18 protein-coding genes are annotated in these 26246 nt (G+C 63.1%); 2 read left to right on the top strand and 16 right to left on the bottom strand.

The genetic code is table 11. The features are described from left to right. Positions 1 to 162: 162 nt before the first annotated feature. The 4 genes from cysK to murQ all read right to left on the bottom strand — a co-directional run bounded on the left by cysK (position 163) and on the right by murQ (position 4094). Positions 163 to 1098 (bottom strand): cysteine synthase A, encoded by a 936-nt coding sequence (gene cysK / locus DLM86_RS20830; RefSeq protein ID WP_110841983.1) that lies wholly within the window; start codon positions 1096 to 1098, stop codon positions 163 to 165. Between the two features lie 138 nt (positions 1099 to 1236). Beyond that, entirely contained in the window at positions 1237 to 2178 is a 942-nt protein-coding gene (locus DLM86_RS20825) for an ROK family protein (RefSeq protein ID WP_110841982.1), read from the bottom strand. Then, positions 2175 to 3152 carry a DUF4434 domain-containing protein gene (locus tag DLM86_RS20820; protein ID WP_245954769.1) on the bottom strand — a complete coding sequence of 326 codons (978 nt, stop codon included), beginning with the start codon at positions 3150 to 3152 and terminating at the stop codon, positions 2175 to 2177. Before DLM86_RS20820 ends, DLM86_RS20825 begins: the two co-directional genes overlap by 4 nt. Positions 3153 to 3179: 27 nt before the next feature. Next, positions 3180 to 4094 carry an N-acetylmuramic acid 6-phosphate etherase gene (gene murQ / locus DLM86_RS20815; RefSeq protein ID WP_110841981.1) on the bottom strand — a complete coding sequence of 305 codons (915 nt, stop codon included), beginning with the start codon at positions 4092 to 4094 and terminating at the stop codon, positions 3180 to 3182. Positions 4095 to 4461: 367 nt separating this feature from the next. Between murQ and DLM86_RS20810 the strand changes: the two genes are divergently transcribed. Continuing rightward, positions 4462 to 6282 carry an ABC transporter ATP-binding protein gene (locus DLM86_RS20810; RefSeq protein ID WP_158289593.1) on the top strand — a complete coding sequence of 607 codons (1821 nt, stop codon included), beginning with the start codon at positions 4462 to 4464 and terminating at the stop codon, positions 6280 to 6282. Next, a complete protein-coding gene (locus DLM86_RS20805) occupies positions 6248 to 8038 on the top strand; it encodes an ABC transporter ATP-binding protein (RefSeq protein ID WP_110841979.1) in 1791 nt (596 codons plus the stop codon). The genes DLM86_RS20810 and DLM86_RS20805 overlap by 35 nt, the downstream gene beginning before the upstream one ends. Positions 8039 to 8215: 177 nt before the next feature. Here the strand turns inward: DLM86_RS20805 and DLM86_RS20800 are convergent, their stop codons facing one another. The 12 genes from DLM86_RS20800 to DLM86_RS20745 all read right to left on the bottom strand — a co-directional run bounded on the left by DLM86_RS20800 (position 8216) and on the right by DLM86_RS20745 (position 26151). Further along, the gene (locus DLM86_RS20800; protein WP_110842085.1) at positions 8216 to 10219 is read right to left on the bottom strand and encodes a bifunctional diguanylate cyclase/phosphodiesterase; all 2004 of its coding nucleotides are present in this window, start codon (positions 10217 to 10219) and stop codon (positions 8216 to 8218) included. A 42-nt stretch (positions 10220 to 10261) separates the two neighbouring features. After that, positions 10262 to 11947, bottom strand: coding sequence for a hydrogenase maturation protein (locus DLM86_RS20795; protein ID WP_110841978.1), 1686 nt, complete (start codon positions 11945 to 11947; stop codon positions 10262 to 10264). 343 nt (positions 11948 to 12290) lie between these two features. Further along, on the bottom strand, positions 12291 to 13199 hold the full coding sequence (locus tag DLM86_RS20790) for an aldo/keto reductase (RefSeq protein WP_110841977.1): 909 nt from the start codon (positions 13197 to 13199) through the stop codon (positions 12291 to 12293). 1 nt (position 13200) lies between these two features. Next, positions 13201 to 14253, bottom strand: coding sequence for a cysteine peptidase family C39 domain-containing protein (locus DLM86_RS20785; protein WP_110841976.1), 1053 nt, complete (start codon positions 14251 to 14253; stop codon positions 13201 to 13203). After that, positions 14250 to 14768 carry a GyrI-like domain-containing protein gene (locus DLM86_RS20780; protein WP_110841975.1) on the bottom strand — a complete coding sequence of 173 codons (519 nt, stop codon included), beginning with the start codon at positions 14766 to 14768 and terminating at the stop codon, positions 14250 to 14252. The genes DLM86_RS20785 and DLM86_RS20780 overlap by 4 nt, the downstream gene beginning before the upstream one ends. A gap of 12 nt (positions 14769 to 14780) precedes the next feature. Then, entirely contained in the window at positions 14781 to 15581 is an 801-nt protein-coding gene (locus DLM86_RS20775) for a VOC family protein (RefSeq protein WP_110841974.1), read from the bottom strand. A gap of 17 nt (positions 15582 to 15598) precedes the next feature. Further along, positions 15599 to 16027, bottom strand: a complete 429-nt coding sequence (locus DLM86_RS20770) for a VOC family protein (protein ID WP_110841973.1) — start codon at positions 16025 to 16027, stop codon at positions 15599 to 15601. 156 nt (positions 16028 to 16183) lie between these two features. After that, a complete protein-coding gene (locus DLM86_RS20765) occupies positions 16184 to 17692 on the bottom strand; it encodes a DUF4179 domain-containing protein (protein WP_110841972.1) in 1509 nt (502 codons plus the stop codon). After that, on the bottom strand, positions 17689 to 18258 hold the full coding sequence (locus tag DLM86_RS20760; RefSeq protein ID WP_110841971.1) for an RNA polymerase sigma factor: 570 nt from the start codon (positions 18256 to 18258) through the stop codon (positions 17689 to 17691). Before DLM86_RS20760 ends, DLM86_RS20765 begins: the two co-directional genes overlap by 4 nt. A 62-nt stretch (positions 18259 to 18320) precedes the next feature. Continuing rightward, the gene (locus tag DLM86_RS20755) at positions 18321 to 19199 is read right to left on the bottom strand and encodes a polysaccharide deacetylase family protein (RefSeq protein WP_110841970.1); all 879 of its coding nucleotides are present in this window, start codon (positions 19197 to 19199) and stop codon (positions 18321 to 18323) included. A 186-nt stretch (positions 19200 to 19385) separates the two neighbouring features. After that, positions 19386 to 20894: a glycosyltransferase family 39 protein gene (locus DLM86_RS20750; RefSeq protein WP_110841969.1), complete on the bottom strand. Its 1509-nt coding sequence runs from the start codon at positions 20892 to 20894 to the stop codon at positions 19386 to 19388. A gap of 604 nt (positions 20895 to 21498) precedes the next feature. Beyond that, entirely contained in the window at positions 21499 to 26151 is a 4653-nt protein-coding gene (locus DLM86_RS20745; protein ID WP_110841968.1) for a tandem-95 repeat protein, read from the bottom strand. Positions 26152 to 26246: the final 95 nt, after the last annotated feature.

Raw genomic sequence — 26246 nt, 5'->3', positions numbered from 1 at the left:
TGGAATACGAGTAGAGTAGGTCTTCAGGTCCAAGCTTACCGGCTTGGGCCTTTTATTATTCGATCGTTCTGCGACAAAAAAAGAGAAGTCCGGCCTCAAGCCGGACTCCTCCACCTGCCGAAACCGCAAGTTTTACCGCCATGCCAAGCACGGGTCCCGCCCTTACTCGTCCGGGAACAGCGTCGTCGACAAGTACCGTTCGCCGGTATCCGGCAGCAGGACGACGATCGTCTTGCCCGCGTTCTCCGGCCGCTTCGCGAGCTCCGTCGCCGCCCAGGCGGCCGCCCCGGACGAAATGCCCACGAGCAGTCCTTCGGCGCGGGCGAGCCGGCGCGCCGTCTCGAACGCTTCCTCGTTCGGCGCCTTGATGATCTCGTCGACGCACGAGGCGTCATACGTCTCCGGCACGAAGCCGGCGCCGATGCCCTGAATTTTATGAAACCCGGGTTTCCCGCCGGACAGCACGGGAGAATCGAACGGCTCGACCGCGACGATGCGGACGGACGGCTTGCGCTGCTTCAGCACCGCCCCGACACCGCTCACGGTGCCGCCGGTTCCGACCCCCGCGACGAAAATGTCGACTTCGCCGTCGGTGTCGCGCCATATTTCTTCCGCCGTCGTTCGTTTATGCATGTCCGGATTCGCCGGGTTGTTGAACTGTTGGGGGATAAACGCGTTCGGGATTTGCGACGCCAGCTCCTCGGCTTTGCGGATCGCACCCTGCATCCCTTCCGCGCTCGGCGTCAGCACCAGCTCGGCGCCCAGCGCCTTGAGCAGCTTCCGCCGCTCGATGCTGAACGTTTCCGGCAGCGTGATGATGAGCCGATACCCGAGCGCCGCCGCCACGAAGGCGAGGGCGATGCCCGTATTGCCGCTCGTCGGCTCGATGATGACCGAATCCGGGCGGAGCAGTCCTTTTTCCTCGGCGTCCTTGATCATGGCGTAGCCGATCCGGTCCTTGACGCTGCCCGCCGGGTTGAAATATTCCAGCTTGGCCAGAAGCCGCGCCCCGAGCCGGTTGCGCTCGGCATAGTTGTTCATCTGCAGCAAGGGCGTGTTGCCGATCAATTCCGTCAAGTTGTTCGCGATGTTCGCCATCGTCCATTCATCCTCTCTGCCGTCTCGTCCCCCAAATCTTAGCACAAGGGAGGGCGGTCCGCCAAACGCGCTTCGGGACGCGAAGAGGCGGACCCCGCTCTTCCGCGCGGTTCCGCCTCTTGCCGTCGTTTATCGCCGTTATGCTCCGCCGGCCTGCCACGCCAGCTTGGCCGCACCGGCCAAGCCCGCCTGCTCGCCGAGCGCGGCCGGCACGATCCGGACCGGCGCGTACGCCGGCATCATTTGCCGTTCCACCTGCGCGCGGATCCGGTCGAACAGGAAGTCGCCCTGCGCCGTAACCGCCCCCCCGACGACGATCGATTCGGGGTTCAAGATATGGATCAGGTTCGTCATGCCGAGCGCCACGTACTCGGCATATTGGTCGATCACTTCGAGCGCCGTCCGATGACCGCCGCGGGCCAGCTCGAACAGCGTCTTCGCCGAGCCGCCGGTCTCCGACTCGTCGACGCCGGCTTCGGCGGCGAGCCGCATGAGCGCCCGCACGGAAGCGTACTGCTCCCAGCAGCCGCTCAAGCCGCAGTTGCACGGCTGCCCGCCGTGACGGATGACGATATGCCCGTAGCCGCCGGCATAGCCGTCGCGGCCGAAGTACGTCCCGCCGTGCTTCGTCACCCAGCTGCCGCCAACGCCCGTGCCGAGCGTCACGCACAGGAAGCCTTCGAGCGTCTTGCCGGCGCCGATCCACGCCTCGCCGATGGCGAAGGCGTGCGCGTCGTTGACGAGCGCCACCGGCAGCCCGGTCTCGCGCGACATGTTGTCCCGCAGCGGCACGCCGGTCCAGCCCGGCAAGTTCGAGGTGGCGTAGCCGATACGCCCCTCTCTCGCGTGGACGTAGCCCGCCGTCGCCACGCCCATGCCGCGGGCGTCCCAGCCCTCGGCCGCGGACCGCTCCTTGTAGCGGCGGGCGATGTCGTACAGCTTGCCGAGCAGCGAATCCGGTCCGGCTTGCGCGTCGGTCGGCGTATTGTCGGCGTGCAAAATCGTTCCCGCCTCGTCGACGATGCCCGACTTGATGTTCGTTCCTCCGATGTCGATTCCGAATACGACTTTCCGTGTCATGAATTCCGCTCCGTCCCGGCCCGCTCCGCGACGTTCCACAATCCGTTGTCGCGCAGGAAGGCCATATAGTCTTCGTACAGCCGAACCGACGTCTCGTGTCCGGCATGCACCGGACTGCCCGGCTTGTTCATCATGCCGAGATATTGATAGCATAGCACTTTATCCGAATACTTCGACAAAATTTCCAGCTGGCGGCGCACCCTTTCGAATGGGCCCGGGTGAAGCACCTTTCCGGCGAACCGGAACAGCTCGAGATCGGACCAGAGCGGCTTGTTCGCGCGGTCGTGAGCCTCCCGCAGCCGGGCGAACGTCGCATCCACCGCTTCGAACGTCGTCCGGTCCACCCCGATCTCGTCCTGGTAGGCGATATAATCCACCTCCAGCGAACGGAGCTGCTCCACGAAGCGGGCGTCCCCCTGAATGGAGCGCGTCCCGTACGGCGCGATCATGACCCGTTGCGGACCGATTTTCCGCAGGAAATCGGCCATCTCGTTCGCGTACGCGATATAGTGGTCCGGGAAGTGAGTGAAAATCGCCGCCTCCACCGGCAAATACCAGCCGGCGAACGACGCATGATGGCCGTACTTGGCCGCCAGCTCCTTGGCGAAGTCGAACCGCAGCGACGACTTGTCGCCGGTCGTCGACAAGCTGCCCATGATCGGCGTCGTGTAGAAGCCGTTGCCGACGTAAATCGTCAGCCCGAGCCGGTCGCCCGCCTTCAGCACCGCTTCCAGCGGATCCGGGCATACGGTATCCCATCGGTGCGACCAGATGTCCGACGGATAAAACGCTTTTCCGTGCAGCGCCACGTTCAGCAGGACGAGCGTGTCCATGCCCGCTTCGGCCATCTCCGCAAGCTTCAAGTCCCAGTCCGCGTCGGTGAACCGCTGCGTCGTCGAGTTCCAGCAATCCCCTTCGTACGGATTCGGATGATAAAAGTCGAACCACGATCCCGTAATGCGCATCAGCGCCATGTTAACGCTCCCCTTCCGTATCGGACGTTATCGTTCCGCCTGCGGCGGCAAGGCGTCCCGCACGACGCCTCCGGCCTCGTCCAGCCGCCGGAACGCTTCTTCGGCGGACACGCCGGCAAGCAGCATGACGATGCTCGCCTTCATGTGGTCGCCGGTCGCTTCCATCGCCCGGCTCACCGCCGCTTCGTCGGCGCCCGTCGCCATCGCGACGATGCCCCTCGCCCGCTCCCGCAGCTTGCCGTTTGACGGCTGCATGTCGACCATGAAGTTGCGGTACGCCTTGCCGAGCTTCACCATCGTCGCCGTGCTGATCATGTTGAGCACGAGCTTCTGCGCGGTGCCCGCCTTGAGCCGCGTCGAGCCGGTCAGCGCCTCGGGCCCGACCGGCACCTCGATCGCGAGGTCGGCGAGGGCGCCGATCGCCGAGCCTCGGCTGCATGCGAGCGCGACGGTCGACGCGCCGACGCCCCGGGCGTACTCGAGCGCGCCGACGACGTACGGCGTACGGCCGCTCGCGGCGATGCCGACGACGACGTCGGCCGCCGTCAGCCCGCGTGCCGCCAGGTCGGCGGCGCCGAGCGCGGGATCGTCCTCGGCCGACTCGTCGGCCCGATCCCGCGTGACTCCGCCCGCCACGAGCGCCTGCACGAGCTCGGGCGGGGTGCCGAACGTCGGCGGGCACTCGTATGCGTCGAGGACGCCGAGGCGTCCGCTCGTGCCCGCCCCGACGTAGAACAGCCGGCCGCCCTGCCGCAGCGCGGCGGCGATCCGCTCCACCGCTTCGGCGACGGCGGGAAGCGCGGCCGCGACCGCGTCGGGGACGCGGCGGTCCTCCTCGTTCATGAGCCGGAGCAGCTCCGGCGTGGAACACCGGTCCAAATCGCGCGTACGCGGGTTGACCTGCTCCGTATCCAGCCGGCGTATGTTCGGATCCGCTTGCATCGTTCGTTCTCCTCTCGAATCGTCAGCCTATCTTTTTCGAAAATTATTTCCAAAATTACAAAAGTAAAAAGGAACTCTTCTCCACCATTATAGAAGACCGCCGCTTTCCCTGTAAAGCGTAAAGTATTCGCCAGCTCGCCCGACCGTCCGCCGAAAAAAGAAGAGCGAACGAGCATTCGGGAGATTCCGTTTTCTGAAAATGTTCGTCCCCGGCGTCCCGATGCTGTCCGCGTTCCCGACGAAAAAAAGCGAACACTTGTTTTTACCGTTTGACCCTATCGAAACCGGACTGCTACGATGAATGCACTTTCCAGCATTTGGGGCGGTGAAGGAGAAGTTGAAGCTGAAAAGGAAAGGGGGACACAAAATGCCGCGTTTTCCGGAATGGTTCGTCTTTTTCGTCCGCCAGCTCGGCCGGTCCAAACAAGCGTTCGCGCTCGTCACGCTGCTGACCGTGTCCGCCGCCTCGTGCGGGGCCGCCGCGCCGCTGCTGATCGGCCGGCTGATGGACGGCATCGCGGTGCACGGCGGGGATGGCCTGGCAAGAACCGCACTGCTCCTGCTCGCCGCACTGCTCGCTTCCGAGCTGTGCATGGCGCTGCGCGCCTACGTCTCGTCGCGAACGATGGTTCGCCTCTCCTACGAGCTGACCGAGAACACGTTATCCGCCGTCATGCGGACGTCGGCCGATTTTTTCGCCAAGACGCCGAGGGGAGAGCTGCTGCAGCGGTGCACGCAGGATACGCGGACGATTCAGCGGTTCGGCTTGGCCGTCCTGCCGGGCTTCGCCCAGGAGCTGCTGCTCGCCTGCATGGCGCTGGCGGTGATCGCCCGCTGGAACGTCTGGCTCGCCGTCGCGCTCGTCGCCTCTTATGCCGTCCTGTTCGTCCCCGTCCGGATATTCGGCCGCAAGCGCGGACAAGCCCGCCGCGAGCTCGTCGCCCATGACGCCCGGGTTCGGCAAAGCTTGCTGGAGAAGCTCGAGACGGTCAAGCAGATCAAGCTGTACGGAACCGAGCGCCGGGAACGCGAATCGGTCGAGGCCGAGCAAAGCCGCTGGGCCGACCTGAATTACCGGGAAGGCATCGTCGACAGCTGGTACCGGACGTTTCCGCGCATCCCGGACTCGCTCGCGCCGGCGCTCGTCTTCCTGTTCGCCGGGTGGCAGATGATCGCCGGACAAGCGTCCGTCGGCCAGCTGGTGACCGTCCTCGCCTTCGTCCCGGCGCTCAATGCGCCTGCGCGCACGTTTTTTGAGCTGTACTCCGGCTTTGCCGACATCAAGGTGCGGATCGCCGGCATTCTCGACTATTCCCGTCTGCCGGAGGAGCCCGGGTTGCGGCCAGGCTTGCGGCGGCCGGCCGATTTTCGCGGTCTCCCGGTGTCGTTCCGGGACGTCCGGGTCGTCGGAGAGCGGGGCGATCTGCTGCGCGGCCTCACGTTCTCGGTCGCGCCGGGGGAGCATGTTGCGATCGTCGGGCCGAGCGGCGCCGGCAAGAGTACGCTGCTCCAACTGCTCGTGCGGCTGCGGGAGCCGTCCGAAGGCGGCATTTTCATCGGAAGCGAGCCGCTTCGCGAGCTGGACGCCACCCATTTGCGGACGCGAGTCGGATACGTCATGCAGGAGGGCGCCCTTTTCGGAGGAAGCCTGTACCGCAATTTGACCTACTTGGCCGAGGCGGAGCGCGGAGAGCTCGACCGGTGGATGACGGCGTTCGGGGCCGACGATATCGTATCGATGCTTCCGGAAGGGTACGACTCGGACGTCGGATCGGGAGGGTCGAGGCTGTCCGGCGGGCAGAAGCAGCTGGTCGGCCTTGTCCGAACGATGGTGAAGCGGCCGGATATGCTGCTGCTGGACGAAGCGACCTCGTCGCTCGATCAAGCCGGCGAAACGCGCGTGTACGAGGCGCTGAACGCCCATGCGAGCGGCATCACCCGGATCAGCGTCGTGCACCGCTTGAGAGGCGCGGCGCTCGCCGACCGGATTCTCGTCCTCGATCGCGGAGAGCTGGTCGAGCAAGGCACCCACGAGGAGCTGCTGCGCAAGCGTGGGCTGTACGCGGAGCTGTGGCGCCGGGAACGCGAATCGTCCGCCGGTGCGGACGACCAGGAACAGGTTCCGTACGAATCGCCGGAAGGAGGACGCGACCTTGAGCGAGAGCTTGCACCCGCCGCCGACCGGTAGCCGGTCAGCCGCTTGGGCGTACGCCCGGGCGAGCTTGGCGCCGCGTTGGCCGAATTTGCTGTTCATTTTGCTGAAAAACGTGATCGGAAGCTTGCTGTATATGCTCCCTCCTCTCCTGTCCAAATACGTGCTGGAAACGGTGCTGCCCGCGCGCGATTGGACGTGGCTTGCGCTGGTGACCGTCTGCATGGTCGCCGCACCGATTACGGGAAGCGCCCTGATCGTCGTGGAAAACGTGTTGGGCCGATTCATGCTGACGTTGTCCGGCAAGGGGCGCACCGACTTGTACGACGGCCTTCAACGCCTATCGCTCGATACGCTGCGGCGAAGCCGAACGGGCGATCTGCTGACGCGCATGCTGGACGATACCCGGACGTTGACCGATCTCGTCAACGGGCATATCGGATTCACGCTGTTCCATGTCGTGACGATCGCGGCCGGGTCGGCGCTGCTGCTTGACCTGCATCCCGGTCTGGGCGCCGTCGTGCTGGTGTTGTGGGCCGGACAAGCGGCGCTCATGGCCGTTCTCGGCCGTCGCGTGAAGCGGAGGGCGGCGGAGACGGCGCGCCATAACTCGCTCGTCGCCGAGACGGTGCGCGAGATCGTGTCCGCGGCGGCCTACCTCAAATCGGCCGGACAGGAGGCGAAGGCGCTCGGCGCCGTTCGCGAATGTCTTCGGCAGGAATGGAGCCATACCCGGCGCGGCGCGTTGACCGACCACCGGGTGAACGTTGCGAACGCCGCGCTGAATGCCGGCTTTCTCGTTCTGATGTACGCGGCCGGCGGTTGGTTCGTCCTGCACGGAGGCATGACCGTCGGATCGCTCGTCGCCTTTGTCGCCGTCTACAACTGGCTCCGCCCGTTCGGCATCCAGCTCGTCAACATGGCGATGACCGCTATCAAGTCGCTGCCGGCCGTCGACCGCGTCGCGGAAATCGCGCATCCGGTCGCGCTCAAGGACGCCGGCGCGATCCCCGAAGGGCCGTTTACGCTCGAGGCGGACCGATTGTCCTTCCGTTATGACGGAAGAGATCGGCCGGCGCTGCGCGACGTCAGCTTCGTTCTTCCACCGGGCTCCGTCGTATCGGTCGTCGGGCACCGCGGATCGGGCAAGTCGACATTGGCCGATCTGCTGCTCGGGCTGCACGAGCCCGACTCCGGCACCGTCCGCTTGAACGGCATCCCGCTGGCGGAGGTCGATTCGGACTGGCTGCGCCGCCGTCTCCTGTGCATCACGCAGGACGTCATGCTGCGCAGCGGCACGATTTGGGACAATGTGACTTACGGCAGCGAAGGGGCCGACCCCGAATCGGTTCGCGAAGCCGTCCGGCTGGCCGAATTGGAGGAGTGGATCGCCCGGCTTCCCGACGGCTGGTTCACCCGGGTCGGCGAGCAGGGCTTGCAGCTGTCCGGCGGGGAGCGGCAGCGGATCAGCATCGCTCGGGCGCTGCTGCGCAGGCCGTCCGTCCTGATCTTGGACGAAGCGACGTCGGCGCTCGACATGGGCACCGAGCATCGGCTGCTGCGCAACTTGACCGGCCGCCTGAAAGGATGCACGCTGCTGTTCATCACGCACCGCCTCTCGATCGCGAAGCGGTCCGACCGCATTCTCGTCATGCGGGAAGGCGCGATTGCGGAGAGCGGGACGTACCGGGAGCTGATCGAGGGACCGACCTTGTTCCGGCGCTTGTGCGAGCACGCCGAGGGAGGCGAAGCATTCGGGGAGGTTGTGGATCCCCCACTTTCAGGTCGATGAAATCAAGATGTGGGGACCGGCGGATCGTTAGGGGGCCGATGGAAAGCGGAGGGTTACACCATGAAATACGATGATCCGTCTAAAGCATTTTTGCGGTAAACGGTTGGAGGGCATGACATGAAGCGATGGAACCGATCTATCCGGTTCCATCGCTTTTACTTCTATTGGATGAAAGAACTATTCATTCACGTTCTCATACTGACGACGAATCCAGTGCCCGATTTCTTCCTGCGTCATCGGCTTTGCGTAATAATAGCCCTGCATGACATAGCAGCCCAGCTGAGTCAAAAACTCGATATGCTCCTTATGCTCCACGCCTTCCGCGATCACGTCCAGCTTCAAGTTTTCCGCCATCAGCACGATGGCGTGAACGATCGCCCGCTTGCCGGGCGTATCCAGGTCGTTCGTAAACAGCCGGTCCAGCTTGAGCGCATCGATCGGGATGCGGTCCAACAAACCGATGGAGGAATAGCCGGTGCCGAAATCGTCCATCGACACGCGCACTCCCAGCTTGCGGATGCTGTTCAGCTGCCGAATAATGTCGTTGATATCGTGCAGCACCATGGACTCCGTTATTTCCAGCTCCAAGTCATTCGGCTCGAGCTCGACCTTCTCGAGGATGGCCTGCACCCACTCCGTCAAGCTGTCGGTATGGAACAAGCGCACCGACAAGTTTACCGAAACCGGCTGGTCGATGCCCTGCGACTTCCACTGCTTGCATTGCCGGCATGCTTCCTCCAGCGTCCAAAGGGTCATCGGCACGATCAGCCCCGTTTCTTCGGCGATCGGGATAAACTCGACCGGCGACACGTTGCCCAGCCGGGGGTGATGCCAGCGAAGCAGCGCTTCGAATCCGAACAGCGAGTTCGTTTTCACGTTCCACTTCGGCTGGTACACGAGGAAAAACTGTTTTTGCTCCAGCGCCCATTGCAAATCTTTCTCCAGCTCCATTTTGCGGACCTCTTGCGTGCCCATCTCCTCCGTGTAGACGCAGTACTGGTTTTTTCCCAGTCGCTTCGCCTTGTACATCGCCGTGTCCGCCGTTTTGAGCAGGTGCGCCCGGTCCGCCTCCCGAATCGAGCCGATGCTGATCCCGATGCTGGCCGTGACGTACAGCTCGTTCCCTTCGATCCGGTAACCTTTTTTGATGCTTTTCAAAAGTTGCTCCGCCAGCCGCTCCGCCCGTTCCCGGTCGCACCGTTTGACGACCAGCAGAAACTCGTCCCCCCCGATCCGAAACGCCTGCTGATCGCTGCGAATAAATTCGCCGAGCCGCTTGCCCACTTCCTGGACCAGCAAATCGCCCAAATTATGGCCGAGCGTGTCGTTGATCGCCTTGAATTGATCGAGATCCAAAAACAGGACGCCGATGCTTTCGTTGCCCAGATGCGTATCGAAAAACCGGTTCATTTCGTTGCGATTCGGAAGACCGGTAATCGGATCCTCGTACGCCATCCGCTCCAGGACGTGACGATCGAAAAACATGGCTCCCCACGAAACCATCAAAATAATGAAAATCGTGACGGTGACACCGTACAGCAAAAACAGGTCGACTCCCGGGAGATGGTCCGACATTGGGCCTTCGTGCGCGTGAAACCGGGCCGCCTTCATCCCGGTGTAGTGCATCCCGCAAATGGCGAACCCCATCACGAATGCGGACATCCACTTTAACCAGCTGGATGAAGCCTGATTCCGGAAGCGTAAAAAAAGAAACAGCGCCGCATACGAAGCGACGAGCGCGATAACCGCCGACAGGATCCAGAGCCCCTTATCGTAGGACAGCTCGACCGGCATGATCATCGCTTCCATGCCCATATAGTGCATGGTGACGATGCCGCTGCCCATAATAAACCCGCCTATGGCGATTTTGTACCAATAAATGTTTTTCGGCGCGGTAATGTAAAAGGCAATGAAGGACGAAATGACGGCGGCGACCATAGACAACAGCGTCAGCCAAACGTCGTACTTGACCGTCGCGTGGAGGTGAAACGCCAGCATGCCGACAAAGTGCATGGACCAGACGCCGTTTCCCATGACGAGCGCGCCGGCGAGCAGCCAGAAATAACGGCTTCTTCCTTTGGAATGGGATATTTTGGCGGTTATGCTCAAGGCGGAAAACGAAGCCAGTATCGCGATGACGGCCGAAAGCGCCACGATGTAGATGTTGTAGCTTCCTTCCAATTGCACGGTACTCCCCTCCTTTCTCGTCGGACCGTCTCCGGTTTATCGCGATACGGATACCATAGGCGCAGGCGTGTCGCTTATGCAGGAAATTTTGTACACGAAATGACGTCGGGCCGCATGATACGACTTGTCGCTGCCGTAAAAATTGTCCCACATCCGGGCCAGCTCCTCATCCCGGTATTGCTGCAGCGGTTTTGTCCGCTCATCCCGCTCGCGGGACGCCCGCTTGTCGGCCAACAGCCGATCGTAGTCCGGCCGACGGGCCAGCTCCCGGGCCAGCTGCGATACGGTCCGGCCAAACGCGTCCCCCGTCTCCCCGAATGCGTCGTCGATGAGGCCCATTCTTTTTGCTGCCGCCGTTCCGACGGGCAAGCATTGCTCGGTCAGCTGCAGCGCCCGTTCGCGGCCGACCCGCTTGGGCAGCAAGTACGTCCAGTATTCCGAACCGTACAGCCCCCCCATTTTTTTGTAGTGCGGGTTAAGAACAATTCCTTCCCGGGCGTAGACGTAATCGCCGGCCAAAGCCAGAATGACGCCGCCGGCGCCGGCATTGCCCTGCATCGCGGAGACGGTCAGAAACTCGTCGGCCAGCAGGATTTCCTTGACCAGATCGTCCATGGCTTGAATGTTAGCCCACGACTCGTCGGCGGGACTTTCGGCATGCTCGATGACGTTCAGATGAATCCCGTTCGACCAGAAGTCCTCTCCCCCCATCAGGACGAGTACCTTGGGAGGTCTGTTCTTGATCTCGGCCACGGCCCGTCTCAGCCGCTCGCACTGGTCGGTGGACATCGCGCCGTTGTAGAACGGGAAGTGCAGATAGCCGATTCGATCCGCTTCCTCGTAATAAATGTCCCGGAACGTGCGGCCCTCGCAGGGCTCGAAAGGGGATAGCGGCAGCTCGGGAACGGATGTCAGCTTGTCCTTCAGCGCCAGCGCAGCCGGCAGCTTGAACCCGCCCTTCGGCTTCAGGTGCGTGATCCATATCGCGCCGTCGCCGGTCGCCCGGCATATGGCGCCGTCCCGCACCGCCAGCAGCTCGCCCGGCGTCCCTTTGAGCCGGTCTTCCTCGTGGGCTCCGAACAGGTAGAACGCCTCCCCGTACAGCTCGTCCAGCACGCCGGGGTGGCTGTCCGCCGCCCGGATCGTTCTGGCGATTTGTTCCGTCGATCCGTTCCAATCGATCTTCCTTTCGCGCTGCGTCAGCTTCGGCTGAAGCCGCCCCTCGACGTCCGGTCTGGCGTAGTCCAGCGGCTCCGGACGAAACGACGGATCGGCCATCGAATCGAGAGCCTGAAGCACGCACCGGACTGCGGTGTTGGTCACTTCGCGGCGGTACAGCTGGCTTTTGCTCACCGGTCGCATCGGGAAACGGGCCGAAGCCCAAATGTCGCCCGCATCCATTTCGGCCGTCGCCTGAAGAACCGTGACGCCCCATTCGGATCGATTCTCCATGATGGCCCAATCCAGGGAATTGGGGCCCCGGTCGCCCTTGATTCCGGGGTGGACGACCAGACAGGTGTACGAGGTCCAGATCGATTCGGGAATGAGCGTTTTCATAAACGGAGCCACGATCAGCTCCGGTTGAACCCGCTCGATCTCTTCGAGCATCGCTTGATCGGTCGTTACCGTATGTACCGTCACGTCGTGACCGCGTTCCGTCAGTTCGACGTACAACCGCTGGCTCATGCTGTTGTGGCTGGTAGATAGAAACAAAATGTTCACTCTCGTCATCTCCTTCGATAAACGACAACTTGCGCCATAATCGCTACTCACATTATACCATGCAACCCTTTCCAGCTTCCCGTGATTAGTCGAATGTTGTCGAAGTTTTTTTGGTTTTTTTTGGTGGGCGATGACCAATAGGCAGGCATCCTTCGGCATTCCATTATCATATCGAAGGCTCGGTAAATTCCTTTTGCGGATCCGTTTTATCGTCAAGAGTAACCCCTCGTCTTCCGGTACCTGCCGATATTACGGTCATGGCTGGACTCGGAGGAAGCGGCGACAAGACGACAAAACGGCCCGAAGGGGCTTCTTTCGCCCGCTTCGGACCGTCTTTACGGCTTTATCGATGCTGCGTGTACCGAGTCGCTTTGCTGATCCGCCGAATCGCCTTCCGCTCCTCTTCCGACAACGGCGGCGATTCGCTCGCGCCAATATTGTCGAGCAGCTGTTCCAACGTGCGCGCGCCCGGAATGGCGACGGCCACCGCCGGATCGGCAAGCGTATAGCGCAGCGCCAGATGGGTCAGGCTCCGAGAACCGCGCGCCAGCTCGACCAGCCGGGCTCGAACCGCGAGAAGCTCCTCCCGGCTGTAGTCCAAATAGTCCCGGTCCGCTTTCGCGGCGCCGGCATCGGTCAAAATGCCTTTGTCCAGCGGCCCGCGGGCGATCAGACCGATCCCTCGCTCGGCGAGCAGCGGGAGCGTTTCTTCCTCCGGCCGGCGGTCAAGCACGCTGTACGGGCTCATGACGGATACGATCCGGGACCGCTTCGCATACTCCCGGATGACGTTCGGACGAATCGACGAAATGCCGTAATACCGGATCCATCCCTCTCGGATCAGCTCCTCGAACGCCTCGATCGTCTCGTCGATCGGATCGTCCGTCGTTCCCCCATGCAGCTGGTACAGATCGATGTAATCGGTACCGAGCCGGCGCAAGCTCTCCTTGACCGCCGATTTGATATACGCCTTGGACGGATCCCACGTCCAGCCTTCCCGGCCCGCCTCCCGGCGGTTACCGACCTTCGTCGCCACGATGACGTCGGCGCGCCGATGGCGAATCGCCTTGCCGACAAGCTCCTCGTTGCGCCCGTAGTCGTACAAATCGGCCGTGTCGAGGAAATTGACGCCGCGCTCCAGCGCTTCATGGATAAGAGCCACCGCCTCGCGCTCGTCGGTCCCGAGCGACATGCAGCCCAATCCGATCTCGCCGACGATCAGCTCGGATGAACCCAATCGATTCGTTCTCATTTTATCCCCTTCCTTCAAGCTCCTTGCTCAGCCGGTCCAATAACCGCGACGCCTCCAGCTCCGAATCCCGGATGCGAGTCAGCAGGTCGATCGCTTGCTGCCGCTCCGGATGGGCTCCGATCGGGTCCTCCGGCTGCCGCCAAGGAAACGCCTCGACCAGACGGCGGTAATCGTCGCGGATCGACTCGTAGACGATCGCCATTTCCCCGAGCAAGCCGGCAAGAGGGACGAACCGGTCTTGCGCCTCCCGCAGAAAGTCGACGGCGTAATGACGGCTTTCGTGCCAGATCCCGGCGAAATAGCCCATATGCAAACAGGTTATCGTCCCGTCGCGAACCGCCTCGATCCAGCGGTCGTAGGCGCGCGGGCCGGCGTAGAACGTCCCGTGCCCGTATCGGTATGGCCCCGTTTTGCCGAACGCCGCCGCGAAACGGACCGCCTCGCGGAGAGCGGTCCAGCCGTCCGCTTCTCCCTTCAGCGTAACCCAATGCAGCGAAATCAACCCGCCGTCCTTCGGGCCTCCCAGATAGATGTCCGTGCTCGGTCCGGGCGGTCGCCCCCTGCACATCCGGCAAGGGCAGTAGTTGCGGCCGAGCATCGTCCACGGGATGTCGTCGTCCGCTCCTTCGTGTCCGTTCCCGGAATGCCAGGAAAACGTCCGGTACCCGTTGTCCGTATAGCCATATACGAGCGACGTTTCGTTGCCCAGATCGAGCTCCTTGGCAAATACGGGATACCCTTTGTCGATCGCGGTCCGAGCTTTCTCCCACGCCTCGCGCTGCATCGTCTCGAACGTCCCGCCGGCCGCGATCGCATCGAATCCTTCGACATTCGCTCCGAGATGGCCGGACAGCTTGAACATCGTCTCCTCCGGAAGACCGACATTCGGATCGGACAACCGCTCGTCGACGACCGTCAGAAACGCGTGGCCGGTCATGCCGAACACCCAAGCCGGCGACACGTCCGTTCCGTAATAGTTCAAAGCCGACACGATCGCCCCGATCGAGGAAGCATGCATGCCGGAAAACCGGATTTGCCGAGAGAGCGACTTCATAAGGCCCCCCGTCTGCGCACCGGGTACAGCATGTCGAAGTCGAACGTCCGGATCGATTCGTAGGGAACCGTAAGCGGGTTAACCGGCGTCAGCCGGTTCGCTTCGATCCCCAGGACGCCTTCCCGGTCGTCCAATTCGTATTCGGCGGACTGCTCCAGCCAGCCGAATACGGCGCCGTACGTTTCGTTCATCCGGGCTTCGTCGCCGTACACCCGCGCCTTCAAGCAGAGCGATTCCGGGAAGTCGATCCGCTCGACCCCGTCGGGGACGTCGCCGAATTCCCGAACGGCCATCCCCACCCATAGCGTGTCCACTTCCCGGGACCACTGCCGCTGCGGGATAAACACGCACACGTCGCCGGTATCGGCCCATCGCGCATCGTCCGGCGGAATCGCCTCCGTCAGCTTTCGCCATGCCTCCCTCGTTCCGCCTTTGTCGGGCGTCGTCCCCGTGCGGACCGCCAGCGCCTGAAAGGCCGGTACGGTCACGATTTGAATGTCTTCCGTTTGCCGCATCCTTTTCTCCTCCTATCGGCCGGCGGGCAGCCCCGCCACGAGCAGTCGGTTGCCGTCTTCGTCGCGGAGGAGAAGCCCCCCCGCATCCGTCCCGGCCACTCCCGCATACCCGGTCCCGGATTCGACCTCGAATCCGAGCGACAGCGCAAAATCGCGCGCGCCCCCGATGTCGTCGGTGAACACCGTGAACAACGGATGTTCCGTTCCCGAACCGCCATCCTCGACTTCCGACACGAGCGTCAGGTCCGAGCCGGCTTCGAACGTCAGCATGTGCGAACGCCCCAGCACCCGATCCGGCCCGGGTACGTTCAGGTCAAGCAACCTCGCATATCGCTCGGCAGCCCGCCCGAGATCGCTTACGGCGATCGTGACGGAGCCGATATGGGGACGGATCGGGCTCCGCCGTCCTCCGGGCCGGCCGTCCACGCCGCCGAATGCGATCGCGTATCCGTCGGGATCGCGCACGATGAACTCTTTCCACGGCCCGCCTTCCGGATACGTCACGATCTCTTGGGCGATAGGTGCGCCCTTTTCCTTAAACTCGTCGAATAGGGCCTCCAGCTTCGCCCAGGTGTCCACATAAGCATAAACGTCCACTCCGACGGACTGTCCGGCGGCCGGCGCATTCGGCCGGACGTCCTCCGGCTTCGCCGCTTGCAGCAGCTTGAGCGCCAGCCCGTTCAGTCCGTCCCGCTCCGCCCACCAATCGGTGACGCTAAAGCCGAGCACGTCCCGGTAATACGCTTGCGAACGCGCCGCATCGCTGACGAGAAAGACGGTCAGCGTGCTTCCAATCGTCTTCGGATACGCCATATCGGAATCGCCCCTTCCTATTGCGCCGGCCGCTGCCACGCCTGGAATTTGTTGCCGTCCGGATCCTTGAAGTCGAGCTGCAGTCCGCAGCCGCCCTCGTCGCGAATGTCGGCCTCCACCCAGACTCCCGCCTCCTTCAGCGAAGCGTACAGCGAGCGGATATCGTCCGTCTCGAAGCAAAGCGGGAACATCTCGAACGGCTCGTCGCCTTCCGCCCAGCCGGTCGTTTCGAACGTGAGCGGCGTCATCCCCGGGCTCGGCAGCAGGAACAGCCATTGGCCGTCGCCCATGATCATGATCGCGCCGCGCCCGGGCTTGACCGGGGAGCGCAGTTTCAAGCCGAGCACGCGCTCGTACCATGCCGCCGAAGCCGCCGGGTCCGCGACCGGTACATAGGCGCACTCGATTCGTTTCAATAATGCTTGTTTGGTGGGGGTTGTCGTCATCGTTCAAGAGCCTCCTTCGTTTCTTGGGCGATCGCTCGCTTTCCGAGGTTTTCGCCCGCGTACCACAATGAACGGAAACGGAACCCCATTCCATACGCGGCGAAAAAAATGACCCCCGAGGGCGGAAACCGACCTTCGAGGGTATGCGGGCGAACGCTATTCGTCCCATTGCAGCGGATAATCCCGGTTGACGACGATCCGGTCGTTTACACGCCGCATGAACACGGTATAAGACTCTCGCTCGGAAGTCGGGAGGTAAAGCGCGAGATACGGCTTCCCGCTGTAATCCTGCGCGATGCCGAAGCCGTCGATGCCCAAGCGTTCGCGAAGCTCGTTCGTTCGCTCCATCTCCGGATGGGCCATTCCTTTCTCGGAAAGGTCGAACGACACGCCGGCGAGCCCGGTTTGCTCCGGTCGCTCCTTCTTGATCTTCAGCATCAAATAGCCTTCTTCGTGAAATTCGGCGCCCTCGATGACGATATCCTTCCCCTTGAAATTGACGGTCTTCGGAAACGTATCCTTCGTCGACAAAGCGAAGCTCGCGCTCGGTTCGTACTCGCCCACGATGATGTCCCCGATATGCAGCGTCAAGGAACGGACGTCCCGATCGAAGAAGACGGAGGAGGAGAACGGCAGGTGGAACTTGCCGTCGTCCAACAGAAGTCCGGGGCCGGATGGATCGTACCGGTACACGTTTCCTTTATCGTCCTTCAAATACGGCGCTTCGGGGACGTCTCTCGGGAAGCTTAAGTCCCAGCCTTCCTTCCCCGCGATCCGCACGTTCATCGTAGTCGGCTGAATCGTCAGCTTCTCGACCGCAAGCTCCTTCCAATCGGGGTCGCCGACCGGCAGCGGCAACGCTTGGCGAAGCTCCGCCCCCCGGTTATGCAGCAGCTTGCCCGGATCGAACGGAACGGAGGCGACCGCCGCTTGCTCGAGCTTTGTCTGCCGCTTGACGGAATCGCTCGTATGCCTCGTGATTGCGAACCGCAGCTCGCGTTCGCCCGACTCCACCAGACGGCGAGCCTCCCCCGGCTCCAAGTGGTATTTGTACGACACTTGCAAAACGGGGCTTTCCCCGCTGTCGGCCGTCTCTGCGATCGAGGAGCCCGTCGTCGAGCCGCCGGCCTTCACATTGTCCGGATGCACCCACAGATCGACGCTTCGTCGGCCGTCGGTCACGTCGAACTCGTCGGTCCGGATAAACGCTTTGAACAGCAGCTCTTCGTCCGTCAAATAAATATCGCCGATCTTGACGGTCGTCCCGCCGAACCGGACCGTTACCGGCTCGATGGGCGTATACCCGTTGTCGACCGCCTTTTGGACGCCGTCCCTTTCCCTCACCTGCGTCAGCCAATCGACCGCGATTTCGAAGCCCGGCACGCTTTTCATATAGGAGGCGAATGCGGGGGATACTTTCACGCCGGCCGAGAACGTCACGACGGCAATCGTCGCGACCGCGGCCCCTTTCAGCCAGGCCGGTATCCGAGAGCGGGGCCGTGCCGGTTCCGCGACAGGCGGACGGTCCGAATCCGCAGGCGGCGTCCATTCGCCCGACTCCACTTTCCCGGGGACTTGCTCCGCGAACCGGTACAACGAATCCGGCACCGCGATCCGATCTATCGATTCCGACAATTCCATCTGCAGCTTCCGATCCCGTTTCATGCCCGAACCGCCTTTCCGAACCATTGTGTTAGCGACGACATGCGGCCCAGCTTCAGCCTCGCATGATGCAATCTCGATTTGACCGTTCCTTCCCTCACGTTCAAGACCGCCGCGATCTCCGCGATCGACAGCTCTTGGAAATAAAAAAGCACGAGCACGGTCCGGTAAGGCAGCTCCAGCTTCATCACGGAGTCGAACAACCGGCCGGACTGTTCTTTTCGCAGCAGATCCTCCAGCGGCGAGGAAGCCCCGTCGTCGATTTCGATCCCGTCGATGTCGAGGCTCATCTTGTAGTTGCGCTCTTTTCTCACGATATCGATCGACCGGTTCGCGATGAGGCGACCGAACCAGCCGCGGAAATGTCGAATTTCTTTGCCGCTTCGCAAATACGAATACGATTCGAGCAGGGCGTTCTGCACCGCTTCCTCCGCCAAGTGGGCGGCCCCTACGATGGCCAGCGAAGTCCGGTACGCTTGGGCGATCAGCGGCTTCACCAGCTCGCCGAACGCCTCGTGATCGCCTTCGCGTATTCGCTCGATCGTCGATCGTTCGTTTTCCCAATCCATGATGTCGGGTCACACCTTTCCAAGCTCTCTCCCTATAACGGCGTAACGATACGTTGTCCGGTTCAACGAACTTTCGAAGAATCGAAAAAAGTTTTCATCCGGTTCCAGACCAAGTCGGCCGTCATGTAGGGCTCGCCCGCATTGATCCGCTTGACGAACCGGCTTCCGGGCGCGTTCAGCCCCTCCTCTATCGTAAAAAACAGCTCGATCCCGGCTTCTTCCCCCGCCTGCACCGCCTTCTCGTCATACGCCCCGTATGGAAACGCGAGCAGCTTCGGTTGCTCCCCGAGCTCCTCCCGGAGCCGTTTCTCCATGAATTCCATATCTTGCACAATTCTTCGCCGGTATTCGTCCTCGCTCTCGGGACGGCCCTTCCGGGCCAGCTTCATTCGGGAAGTCAGCGCGGGCTGCTCGCCCGCGCTCATGGCGGCGGCGACGGTCCGGTGCGAATCGTAGGTATGGCTGTAGAAGCCCATGCCCTCCCGCTTCAGCCGGCGCATTTGCTCCCAGCTCATGTGCGGGTCCGCATCGGGATTGTACAGATCGGTCGATATGCCGACCACGAAATTGGAGGCGGTCGCCCCGAAACGTTTCAGAACCGGCGCCGCATGCGTATAGAACGATTCGTAGCCGTCGTCGAACGTGAGGACGACGGCGTTCGGCGGAATCGTCCCCCGCCCCTGCATCCACCGGACGAACTCGTCCATCGCGACGATGCGGAACCCTCGCTTCGCCAGCATGCGCAAATGCTCCTCCAGCCTGGAGCCGGTCAGCGTGGAAGGACCGCCGGCCCGCGGATCGGTCTCGCCGACAATATCGTGGTACAGCAGCACGATGGCGCGATTCTCGTAATGAATGTCCGCCGACGTGCCGCTTTCCGTTCGGGACAGCACGAACCCGAGCAGAAGCGCCGCCAGGCAGCAGCTTATGATTTTTTTCATGGACTCGTTCAACCTTTACCTGTTTGCAAGATGCGCGCTCATAGGTAAAGGCGGAAGGACGGAGCCGGCGGTTCAATCTCTGTTCGGGACTTTTTGAAATCGGCTTCACGCCCGAGAGGCCGAACGAACATCGTTCGGCCCCTCGAATGTGCCCGCCTGCCGGAGACGCCTGCGGCACCGGAACGATCAACCGCCCGCGGCCGATACGCCCCACCGTCGCTTGAACACCGCGTACGCGGCATACAAGCCGAAGCTTTGCAGCACGAACACGCAGGGCATAATGTCGAAGCGGTACCGGGTCTGCACCTCGATGACGACGTGCAGGGCGGCGTAGCCTAGCAGGAGCAGCATGTACAGCGACGCCTCCGGCGAGCCTCGTCCCCGGATCGCCAGAACGGCCATGGCGATCAAGCCGAACAAAGCCATCGTCAAATATTCGATCCGCTCGGCCCGGATCAGCTTTTTTTGCAGCGCCGGCCGGTCTTGATCGGGCATGCTCCATAGCGGGGCGGAATCGTCCGCGCCCCACATCGTTTTCGTCTTGGAGACGAACAGCTCCGCGACTTGGCGTTTGTCCCGCAGCCGCTCCTTCAGAAGCTCGAGCTCCGCGCGGTTGCGCTCCTCGCCGAGCGGAAATTGCAGCACGTACAGCGTATCCTCGTACGACCAGCCGCCGTTCGTCTGCGGATTGAGGCCGATCATGAACTTCCAGTACGGCTCCTGGCTCGACAACGGATAAGGAGTTACGCCGGACTGGACGAGCGCGAAGCTCGCCCCCTGCTGCACGAGCCAATATACCGCAAGCACCCCGATCGTCTTGGCCGCAAGCGCGGGCCATTTCCGTTCCCGGATGCTCGGGACGAGCCGAATCAGCACGACATAGGCGACGAACCCGAGCAGGAAAAAGCTGCCGAGCGGCCGCATCAAGTTGCCGACGCCGAAGCAGAGGCCGACGAACAGCCAACCGGCTTTGCCGGAGAAGCTTCGGCCGATCAGCAGCATAAGGCCGAGGAAGTAGAGAAACGTGGACACATGCTGGTTCGTCAGCACCGAGCACATGAGAATGTTCGGCACGTAGAGCGCGTACAGGAGCGCGGCCATTTTGCCGCACGTGTCGTTGAACGCGAGCGCGGCCGTACGATAAATCACAAGCGCCGTTCCGGCTTGGAACGCGATATTGAACAGCTTCAGCATGAGCAGCGAATTGCCGAACAGCTTGATCAGCAGCGCCTCGTAAAAGGCGAAGCCGAGCTGGTACACCCACCGGGAAAAATAGTCGTTCGTCCCGAACGACACGTCGCCGTTCGCCGCGCTCACGCCGGCCGCGTACATGTCGAGAAAGTCGGACACGGGCTGCGTGTCGACGGCAAGCACCCACGCGAGCCGCAGTCCGACGGTCGCGAGCAGCAGAACCGCGACGAACGGGAGCCGCTTCATCCACCGGTCCGCGACGGACGTCAGCAGAAGCGCCGCCGCAATCGAGCCGAGCATAGCGAGGGCGATCGTCCAGCCGCCGTCGAAAAAGACCGCCGTGTTCGCCGCCGAGTGCCACAGCATCCAGCCGAACAGGGCGACGCCGAAGACGGCCAACACTCTGGTTAAAACATGCGCGCCCGTGCCCGGAGCGGTTCGAACCGGCAAAGCCTCGTCCGGCGGCGTCGTCGTCCGGTCGGCTATCGTTTGATTGGACATCATTCAGTCGGGCGGCGTCGAGGCTCATCCCCTTCGCGCCCGCACCTCCGTTTCCCGTACCGCATGGTCTTTTTACATATGTACTATCTTACCTAAGCGGGAAGAACGGAGTAAAGCATTTTCGGGAGCGGGGGACGATTACGGAAACGGCAAAAGACGGCGATCCGTGCGGGACTCGCGACGAGCCTTGGCGATAGCACAAGGAGTAACGATGAAAGCGGGTATAGGGGTGAAAGCGGGGCAACAACGGTTTGGACGCGATATGGGCGACGGTTCGGTTATCCGTGCAACCCATCGGTTCGCCGGGATTCGATGCCGATTGGATTTTATCCAATGGAACGGTGCGGATCGACACGAACCGGCGCATCCAATTGGATTATATCCAACGGATCTTCCCTCAAACGGTTCAAACACGGCCAGAAGCGGAATTCTGCTGGATATGTTCCAACAGAAGATCCTCATCGCGACCCGAAGCGTGAAATCGATTGGATTCTATCCAACGAACCGCCTCTCGCGTTGGTCCAAGTCGGTGATGGATGTCGAGCGAAAAAAAGAAGGGGCCGCCATCGCGACCCCTCCCCTTTCTCGACCGTCCCTTCGGTTCTTATTATCGCCCGGACGCGGCAACCATGCGCGCCATACCGTCCAGCAGCAGCCGGGCGAAGCCGGCGTCGATGCCCTTGCCCGCCTGCGCTTGCACTTCGTGCTCGAGCGCGGCAAGCGCCTGCTCCAGCTTGCGCGGGTCGCCCTGCGCGTCGGCCGCACGCTCCGCCTTCGTCTTCAAGCTTTGCAGCATGCCGTTGTTGCGCAGCCAGCCGCGGTCGAAGCCGAGCTGCACCAGCTCCGGCAGCCGGTCCGCCGCCACGTCGACGGTGAAGCGGAATTCGCGCACCGTCTCGTGCCCGGCACGGTCGACGGCGACGGCACGGACGACGTGCTCGCCGAGCGCCAGCTCGAGCGGCGCGATCGCCATGACCGCGGGGCGCGGTCCGCCATCGAGCGTGACGTCGAGCGACGCGACTCCGGTCACGGCGTCGCTCGCGTAGACGCTGAGCGTCACCGTGTCGACGGGCGAGACGCGCTCCGGCCCGCCGAAGGCGACCGTCGGCCCGCTCGTATCGACGACGACGGCCGCGGATGCGGTGAAGCCGCCCTCCTCCGTCGTCGCCGTCACCGTCGTCCGCCCTTCGCCGACGGCCGTCACCGTACCGTCGGCGGCCGCCACGGCCACACCCGGATCGGTCGACGTCCAGCGGACCGACCGGTTACCCGCTCCGTCCGGCAGCACGCGAGCCACAAGCCGATCGGTGCTGCCGGCCGCGGTCAGCAGAAGCTCGCTGCGATCCAGCTCCACCCCGCTGACGGCGGGCGGTCCGTAGACGGCCACCTCGGTGATGCTGTTGTAGTTGTTCGACGAGTTGCCGCTGCCGACGAGCCGGATATATCGCGCTTCCGTCAGCGGTACGAGGAACGTTTCCGGCTCGAGCGTCGTACCCGAGCTTTCGCCGCTGAACAGCGTCGTCCACGTCTGGCCGTCGAGCGACGCCTCGAGGTCGAAATACGCCTTGCGCAGCGTCCCGTTGTAGATCGCGACCGAAATCGCGCCGACCGGCTTCGCGCTGCCGAGATCGAAGCGAAGCCACTGTCGGCCGGGAGCGGACCAGCGGGTGCTTAAATTGCCGTCGATCGTTTTGTCCGGCGTATTGCCCTGCGCCGCTTCCGGCACCGCGCTCGCCTCGACGCCGGCGACCGCATACTGCTGCATGCCCGTCGGCCTGCCGATCAGCGGCAGCCGCTTGAACGCGACCGTGTACGCGTTCGCGTTCGCCGGATGGGCGGCGTCCCGCACGACGATGCGCGCGCTTCCCGGCACGGCGGTCGCCTGGGTGACGTTCACGTCATGCCCGGCGGACGACGTCGCTCCGACCACGGGTACGGTGGAGGAGTCGAACGGAACGAACGCCTCGTAGTACGTCTTGCTTGGGTAAAAGCCCGGGACCGGCACGCCGTCCACCGTCAAGGCGTCCAGCGTCGGACGGGCGGGGCGCGGCGGCAGCTCGCCGTCCGGAATCGACCAGGCCGCAAGCGGCGCGAACGCCGGCAGCGAGGCCGGTATCGGGTCGGCGTCGTACAGCGGCACGAGCCAGACCGCCACGTTCGCCTCCGTCACGTCCGTCATATGGATCGCCAGCTTGCGAACGCCGAAGTTGGCCGACTGCTCCGTCGGATTCGGCGACGTCGGCAGCGGCACCGCGTCCATGACCGAGAACACGGCCCCTGCGGGCGCCTCCGCCATTTTCGCATACAGCCGCTTGTCGCCTTGCCGCAAAATCGCCGCGCGACCGCCTTCGACGATTTCGACGCTCGCCTTCGTATGCATGAACCAATACAGCTCCGACGGCTGCTTCAGCTTCATCTCGTCCTGCACGAGCAGCTTGGTGCGGTCGTCCGCCAGCATCATGCCGCGCTTCATCGAAACGGCGTCGTTGCGGTACACGTTCGTCATGTCGAGCACCGAGAACGCGCCGCGCGGCTTCGATTGCTGCGCGATGCGGACCGCCGTGCCGAGCGGGTCCTGCTGCACGACCGGATTTTGCACCGGATTGACGACGATCGTGTTGTGGCCCTCCGTCTTTTTCCGGTAATACGTCCATCGCTGGTACTTGTAATCCCAGAAGCCGGGGAGGCTGTAGTCCTCGTTGCCGGAATCCATCGCCCACCGCACGCCGAGCGCGTCGAATACGAACGTGCCCGCATCGAGGTCGTGATGGCTCTTCAACGTCTCGTTCACGCCCTTCATCGAGGCGAACAGCGCGTCGGGATCGTCCCAAGCGCTGCGCATCGAGCCGGATTCGATCGCCGTGTAGAACCGGTCGAGCTCGGTCGGTTTCACGTCGAACATGCCCGGTCGATACAAGACGAGGTACAGCGGGTGGAACACGTCCTTGCGCCGGTACAAATCGCCGAGATGCCAAGCGTACTCCGGCTTGCCGAAAAAGTCCGCGAACCACATCGACTCGGGCTGCGCGAGCGAGATGCCGCCGTCGAAGAAGTCGAAGTAGCCGCCCTCGCCGAGCAAATGTCCGGGGAACGCGCCCGACTCCTCGAAGCCGGGAAGCGCCGACAAGCCGAAGTCGGTGCCGAGGACGTTGTTCATCGTCGCGATCATGTACGACAAATATTGACCGCCGTAATGCCAGTAGGCGGGGCCTTCCGGCCACGCCCCGTCGGGCGTATAGTGGCGCAGCGATTGCTGGAGCTTCCGGTACATGCCTTGCAGCACCTCGGCCGCCGCCGCCCCCGCCTGCGGGCTCGCATCCGCGATCGCAAGCGCCGCCATGCCGAAGTTGCCGTTGTCCACCAGATTGATATTGTTGTACTCGCCGTTATGCGTAAACGCCCCGCGGTACCAGTCGAGCGCCACGTTCAGCACGTGAATGCGGATCGCCTCCGCCACGTTCGCCCGCTGCTCCGCCGTCATCGCTTCGTACACCCAGTCGTAAGCGAGCGACACGGCGTGCGACAGCTCCGCCATCGCCAAAATGTTGTTCGTCCGGGCCCCCCAGTCGGCGTAGCCGGCCAGCGCCTCCAGCTCTTGAATCGTGCGGGTCGCGTAACGCGCGTCGCCGCTCAGCTGGTACATGAGGCCGATGCGCAGCAGCCGGTCGCGGATCGCGCCGTTGTTCGCCCCGTTCGCCGCGTACGGCAGCGGCGAGGTCGACAAAATCGGCTCCGCCTCCTTCTGCAGCCGCGCGTACCATTCCTTCATGTACGGATCGGTCCCGATCAGCGCCCGCGCCCGGTCGTAGTCATCCCGATCGCCGAGCAGCCGCGGATGCTGGCCGTAGCTCGGCCGGCTTTTGAACAGCGCCGCGAAATCGCCCGTCTCCGGGATGACGGCGATCCGGACGGTTCCTTCCGTACGACCGCCCTTCCCGTCGCTCGCCGCGACGCGGAAGCCGTCGTAGCCGACGAAGTCCGCTTGCGGCGTATAGACGTACGTGCCGTCCGCGTTCAGCTGCAGCGTACCGTGCTCCGGCTCCGCCGCCTTGCTCCAGACGAGCGGGTCACGGTCCGTGTCGGAAGCCTGCTGCACCCGGCCGGAAAGCGGCTTGTTTTTAATCGTCGACGACCAAGCCAAATCGAGAAACGGCGCATCGTTGACCGGTTGCACTTCGATCGAAGCCATGGCGAATCGGGGGCCTCCTTTGCCGGTTTGGGCCATGAACGCGAATTCGTCCGGGCCGCTGTAATCCGGGTTCGGGTAATACGCGAACCGGCCGTCCGGGTACACGGTCACCTTGCCGTTCTTCGGCGAGGTCGCCTGCGCGAACGAAACCGCCGCGCCGGTCGAATCGGACGCGATCAGCCGGCCTTCCAACCCGCCGTCCTCGGCTGCCGTGCCCGTATAGGGCTCGACCGTCAACGTCGGCGACGCGCCCACGCTGACGACCGCCGTATCGGCGTATCCGCCTTCGGGCGAGGCCGCCGTTATGACGGAGAAGCCGTCCGCCTTGGCGGTTACGGTTCCGTTCGCGTCGACCGACGCCACCGCTTCATCCGACGACGACCACGCCAAGGCGCGGTTCGAGGCGTTCGCGGGGACGAACGACGCTTCGATGGAAGCGGTTTCCCCCCGCTGCAGCGAAACGACCTTCGGCGACAAGGAGACGCCCTGTACGCCGACCCATTCCTCCACGGCGAAGTCGTCGAACCAGACCCGACCGGTGCTGTTCTCGAGAAACGCTTCGACCTTCAGCGCCGCCGGAAGCGTCGCGTTGTCCGGAATCGTGACGGTTCGCTCGAATCGCGTCCAGTCCGTCGTGCCTTTCGCCTCCGCGATGTTCACGAGCAGCGCGCCGCCCGCCGTGCGGCCGACCTGGAACCGGACGAGCGCCTTGCTCGATACGTCCTCCGTTTTCATCCAGCCGCTGACCCGATACGTCTTGCCCACCGTCACGCCGATCTGCTGGAAGACGGTGCCGCGTGCGGATGCGGACGCTTCTAAGCGGACCGATCTTGCGCCCGTGTGCGAAACGTTTCCGTCAACCGCAAACAAAGGGGTACCAGTAAAGACGTACCGCGTCCAGCTTGCCGCCGCGACACCCCCCTGCCAGGCGGAGTTGGCGGCCGTCGTCTCGAAGCCGCCGTTCGCGAGCAGGTTCGGGTTCGCCGCCGCCGCTGCCGCATGCACCGGGCGGAACGGAATCCAGCTTACTATCATGACCATGGCAAGCAGCATGCCAATCGCTCGTTTCATAACAAACCTCCTTGTCTCATTCGGAATTTCGGAATTTCGAGAAGGCCGGGGCGGAGCCGGGCTTTCCGGTCCGCCGCCGATTGTTCCTGCCTGTA

The organism is Paenibacillus flagellatus (assembly GCF_003217775.1).
Taxonomy (GTDB): domain Bacteria; phylum Bacillota; class Bacilli; order Paenibacillales; family NBRC-103111; genus Paenibacillus_AB; species Paenibacillus_AB flagellatus.
Note: the sequence above shows the minus strand (reverse complement) of the source record. Positions and strands in the feature narration are given on the sequence as shown.

Excerpts from the sequence above, each read along its gene's own strand:
- cysK (WP_110841983.1), bottom strand. The coding sequence starts at position 1,098 with ATGGCGAACATCGCGAACAACTTGACGGAATTGATCGGCAACACGCCC.
- DLM86_RS20825 (WP_110841982.1), bottom strand. The coding sequence starts at position 2,178 with ATGACACGGAAAGTCGTATTCGGAATCGACATCGGAGGAACGAACATC.
- DLM86_RS20820 (WP_245954769.1), bottom strand. The coding sequence starts at position 3,152 with ATGGCGCTGATGCGCATTACGGGATCGTGGTTCGACTTTTATCATCCG.
- murQ (WP_110841981.1), bottom strand. The coding sequence starts at position 4,094 with ATGCAAGCGGATCCGAACATACGCCGGCTGGATACGGAGCAGGTCAAC.
- DLM86_RS20810 (WP_158289593.1), top strand. The coding sequence starts at position 4,462 with ATGCCGCGTTTTCCGGAATGGTTCGTCTTTTTCGTCCGCCAGCTCGGC.
- DLM86_RS20790 (WP_110841977.1), bottom strand. The coding sequence starts at position 13,199 with ATGAGAACGAATCGATTGGGTTCATCCGAGCTGATCGTCGGCGAGATC.
- DLM86_RS20785 (WP_110841976.1), bottom strand. The coding sequence starts at position 14,253 with ATGAAGTCGCTCTCTCGGCAAATCCGGTTTTCCGGCATGCATGCTTCC.
- DLM86_RS20780 (WP_110841975.1), bottom strand. The coding sequence starts at position 14,768 with ATGCGGCAAACGGAAGACATTCAAATCGTGACCGTACCGGCCTTTCAG.
- DLM86_RS20775 (WP_110841974.1), bottom strand. The coding sequence starts at position 15,581 with ATGGCGTATCCGAAGACGATTGGAAGCACGCTGACCGTCTTTCTCGTC.
- DLM86_RS20770 (WP_110841973.1), bottom strand. The coding sequence starts at position 16,027 with ATGACGACAACCCCCACCAAACAAGCATTATTGAAACGAATCGAGTGC.
- DLM86_RS20765 (WP_110841972.1), bottom strand. The coding sequence starts at position 17,692 with ATGAAACGGGATCGGAAGCTGCAGATGGAATTGTCGGAATCGATAGAT.
- DLM86_RS20760 (WP_110841971.1), bottom strand. The coding sequence starts at position 18,258 with ATGGATTGGGAAAACGAACGATCGACGATCGAGCGAATACGCGAAGGC.
- DLM86_RS20755 (WP_110841970.1), bottom strand. The coding sequence starts at position 19,199 with ATGAAAAAAATCATAAGCTGCTGCCTGGCGGCGCTTCTGCTCGGGTTC.
- DLM86_RS20750 (WP_110841969.1), bottom strand. The coding sequence starts at position 20,894 with ATGATGTCCAATCAAACGATAGCCGACCGGACGACGACGCCGCCGGAC.
- DLM86_RS20745 (WP_110841968.1), bottom strand. The coding sequence starts at position 26,151 with ATGAAACGAGCGATTGGCATGCTGCTTGCCATGGTCATGATAGTAAGC.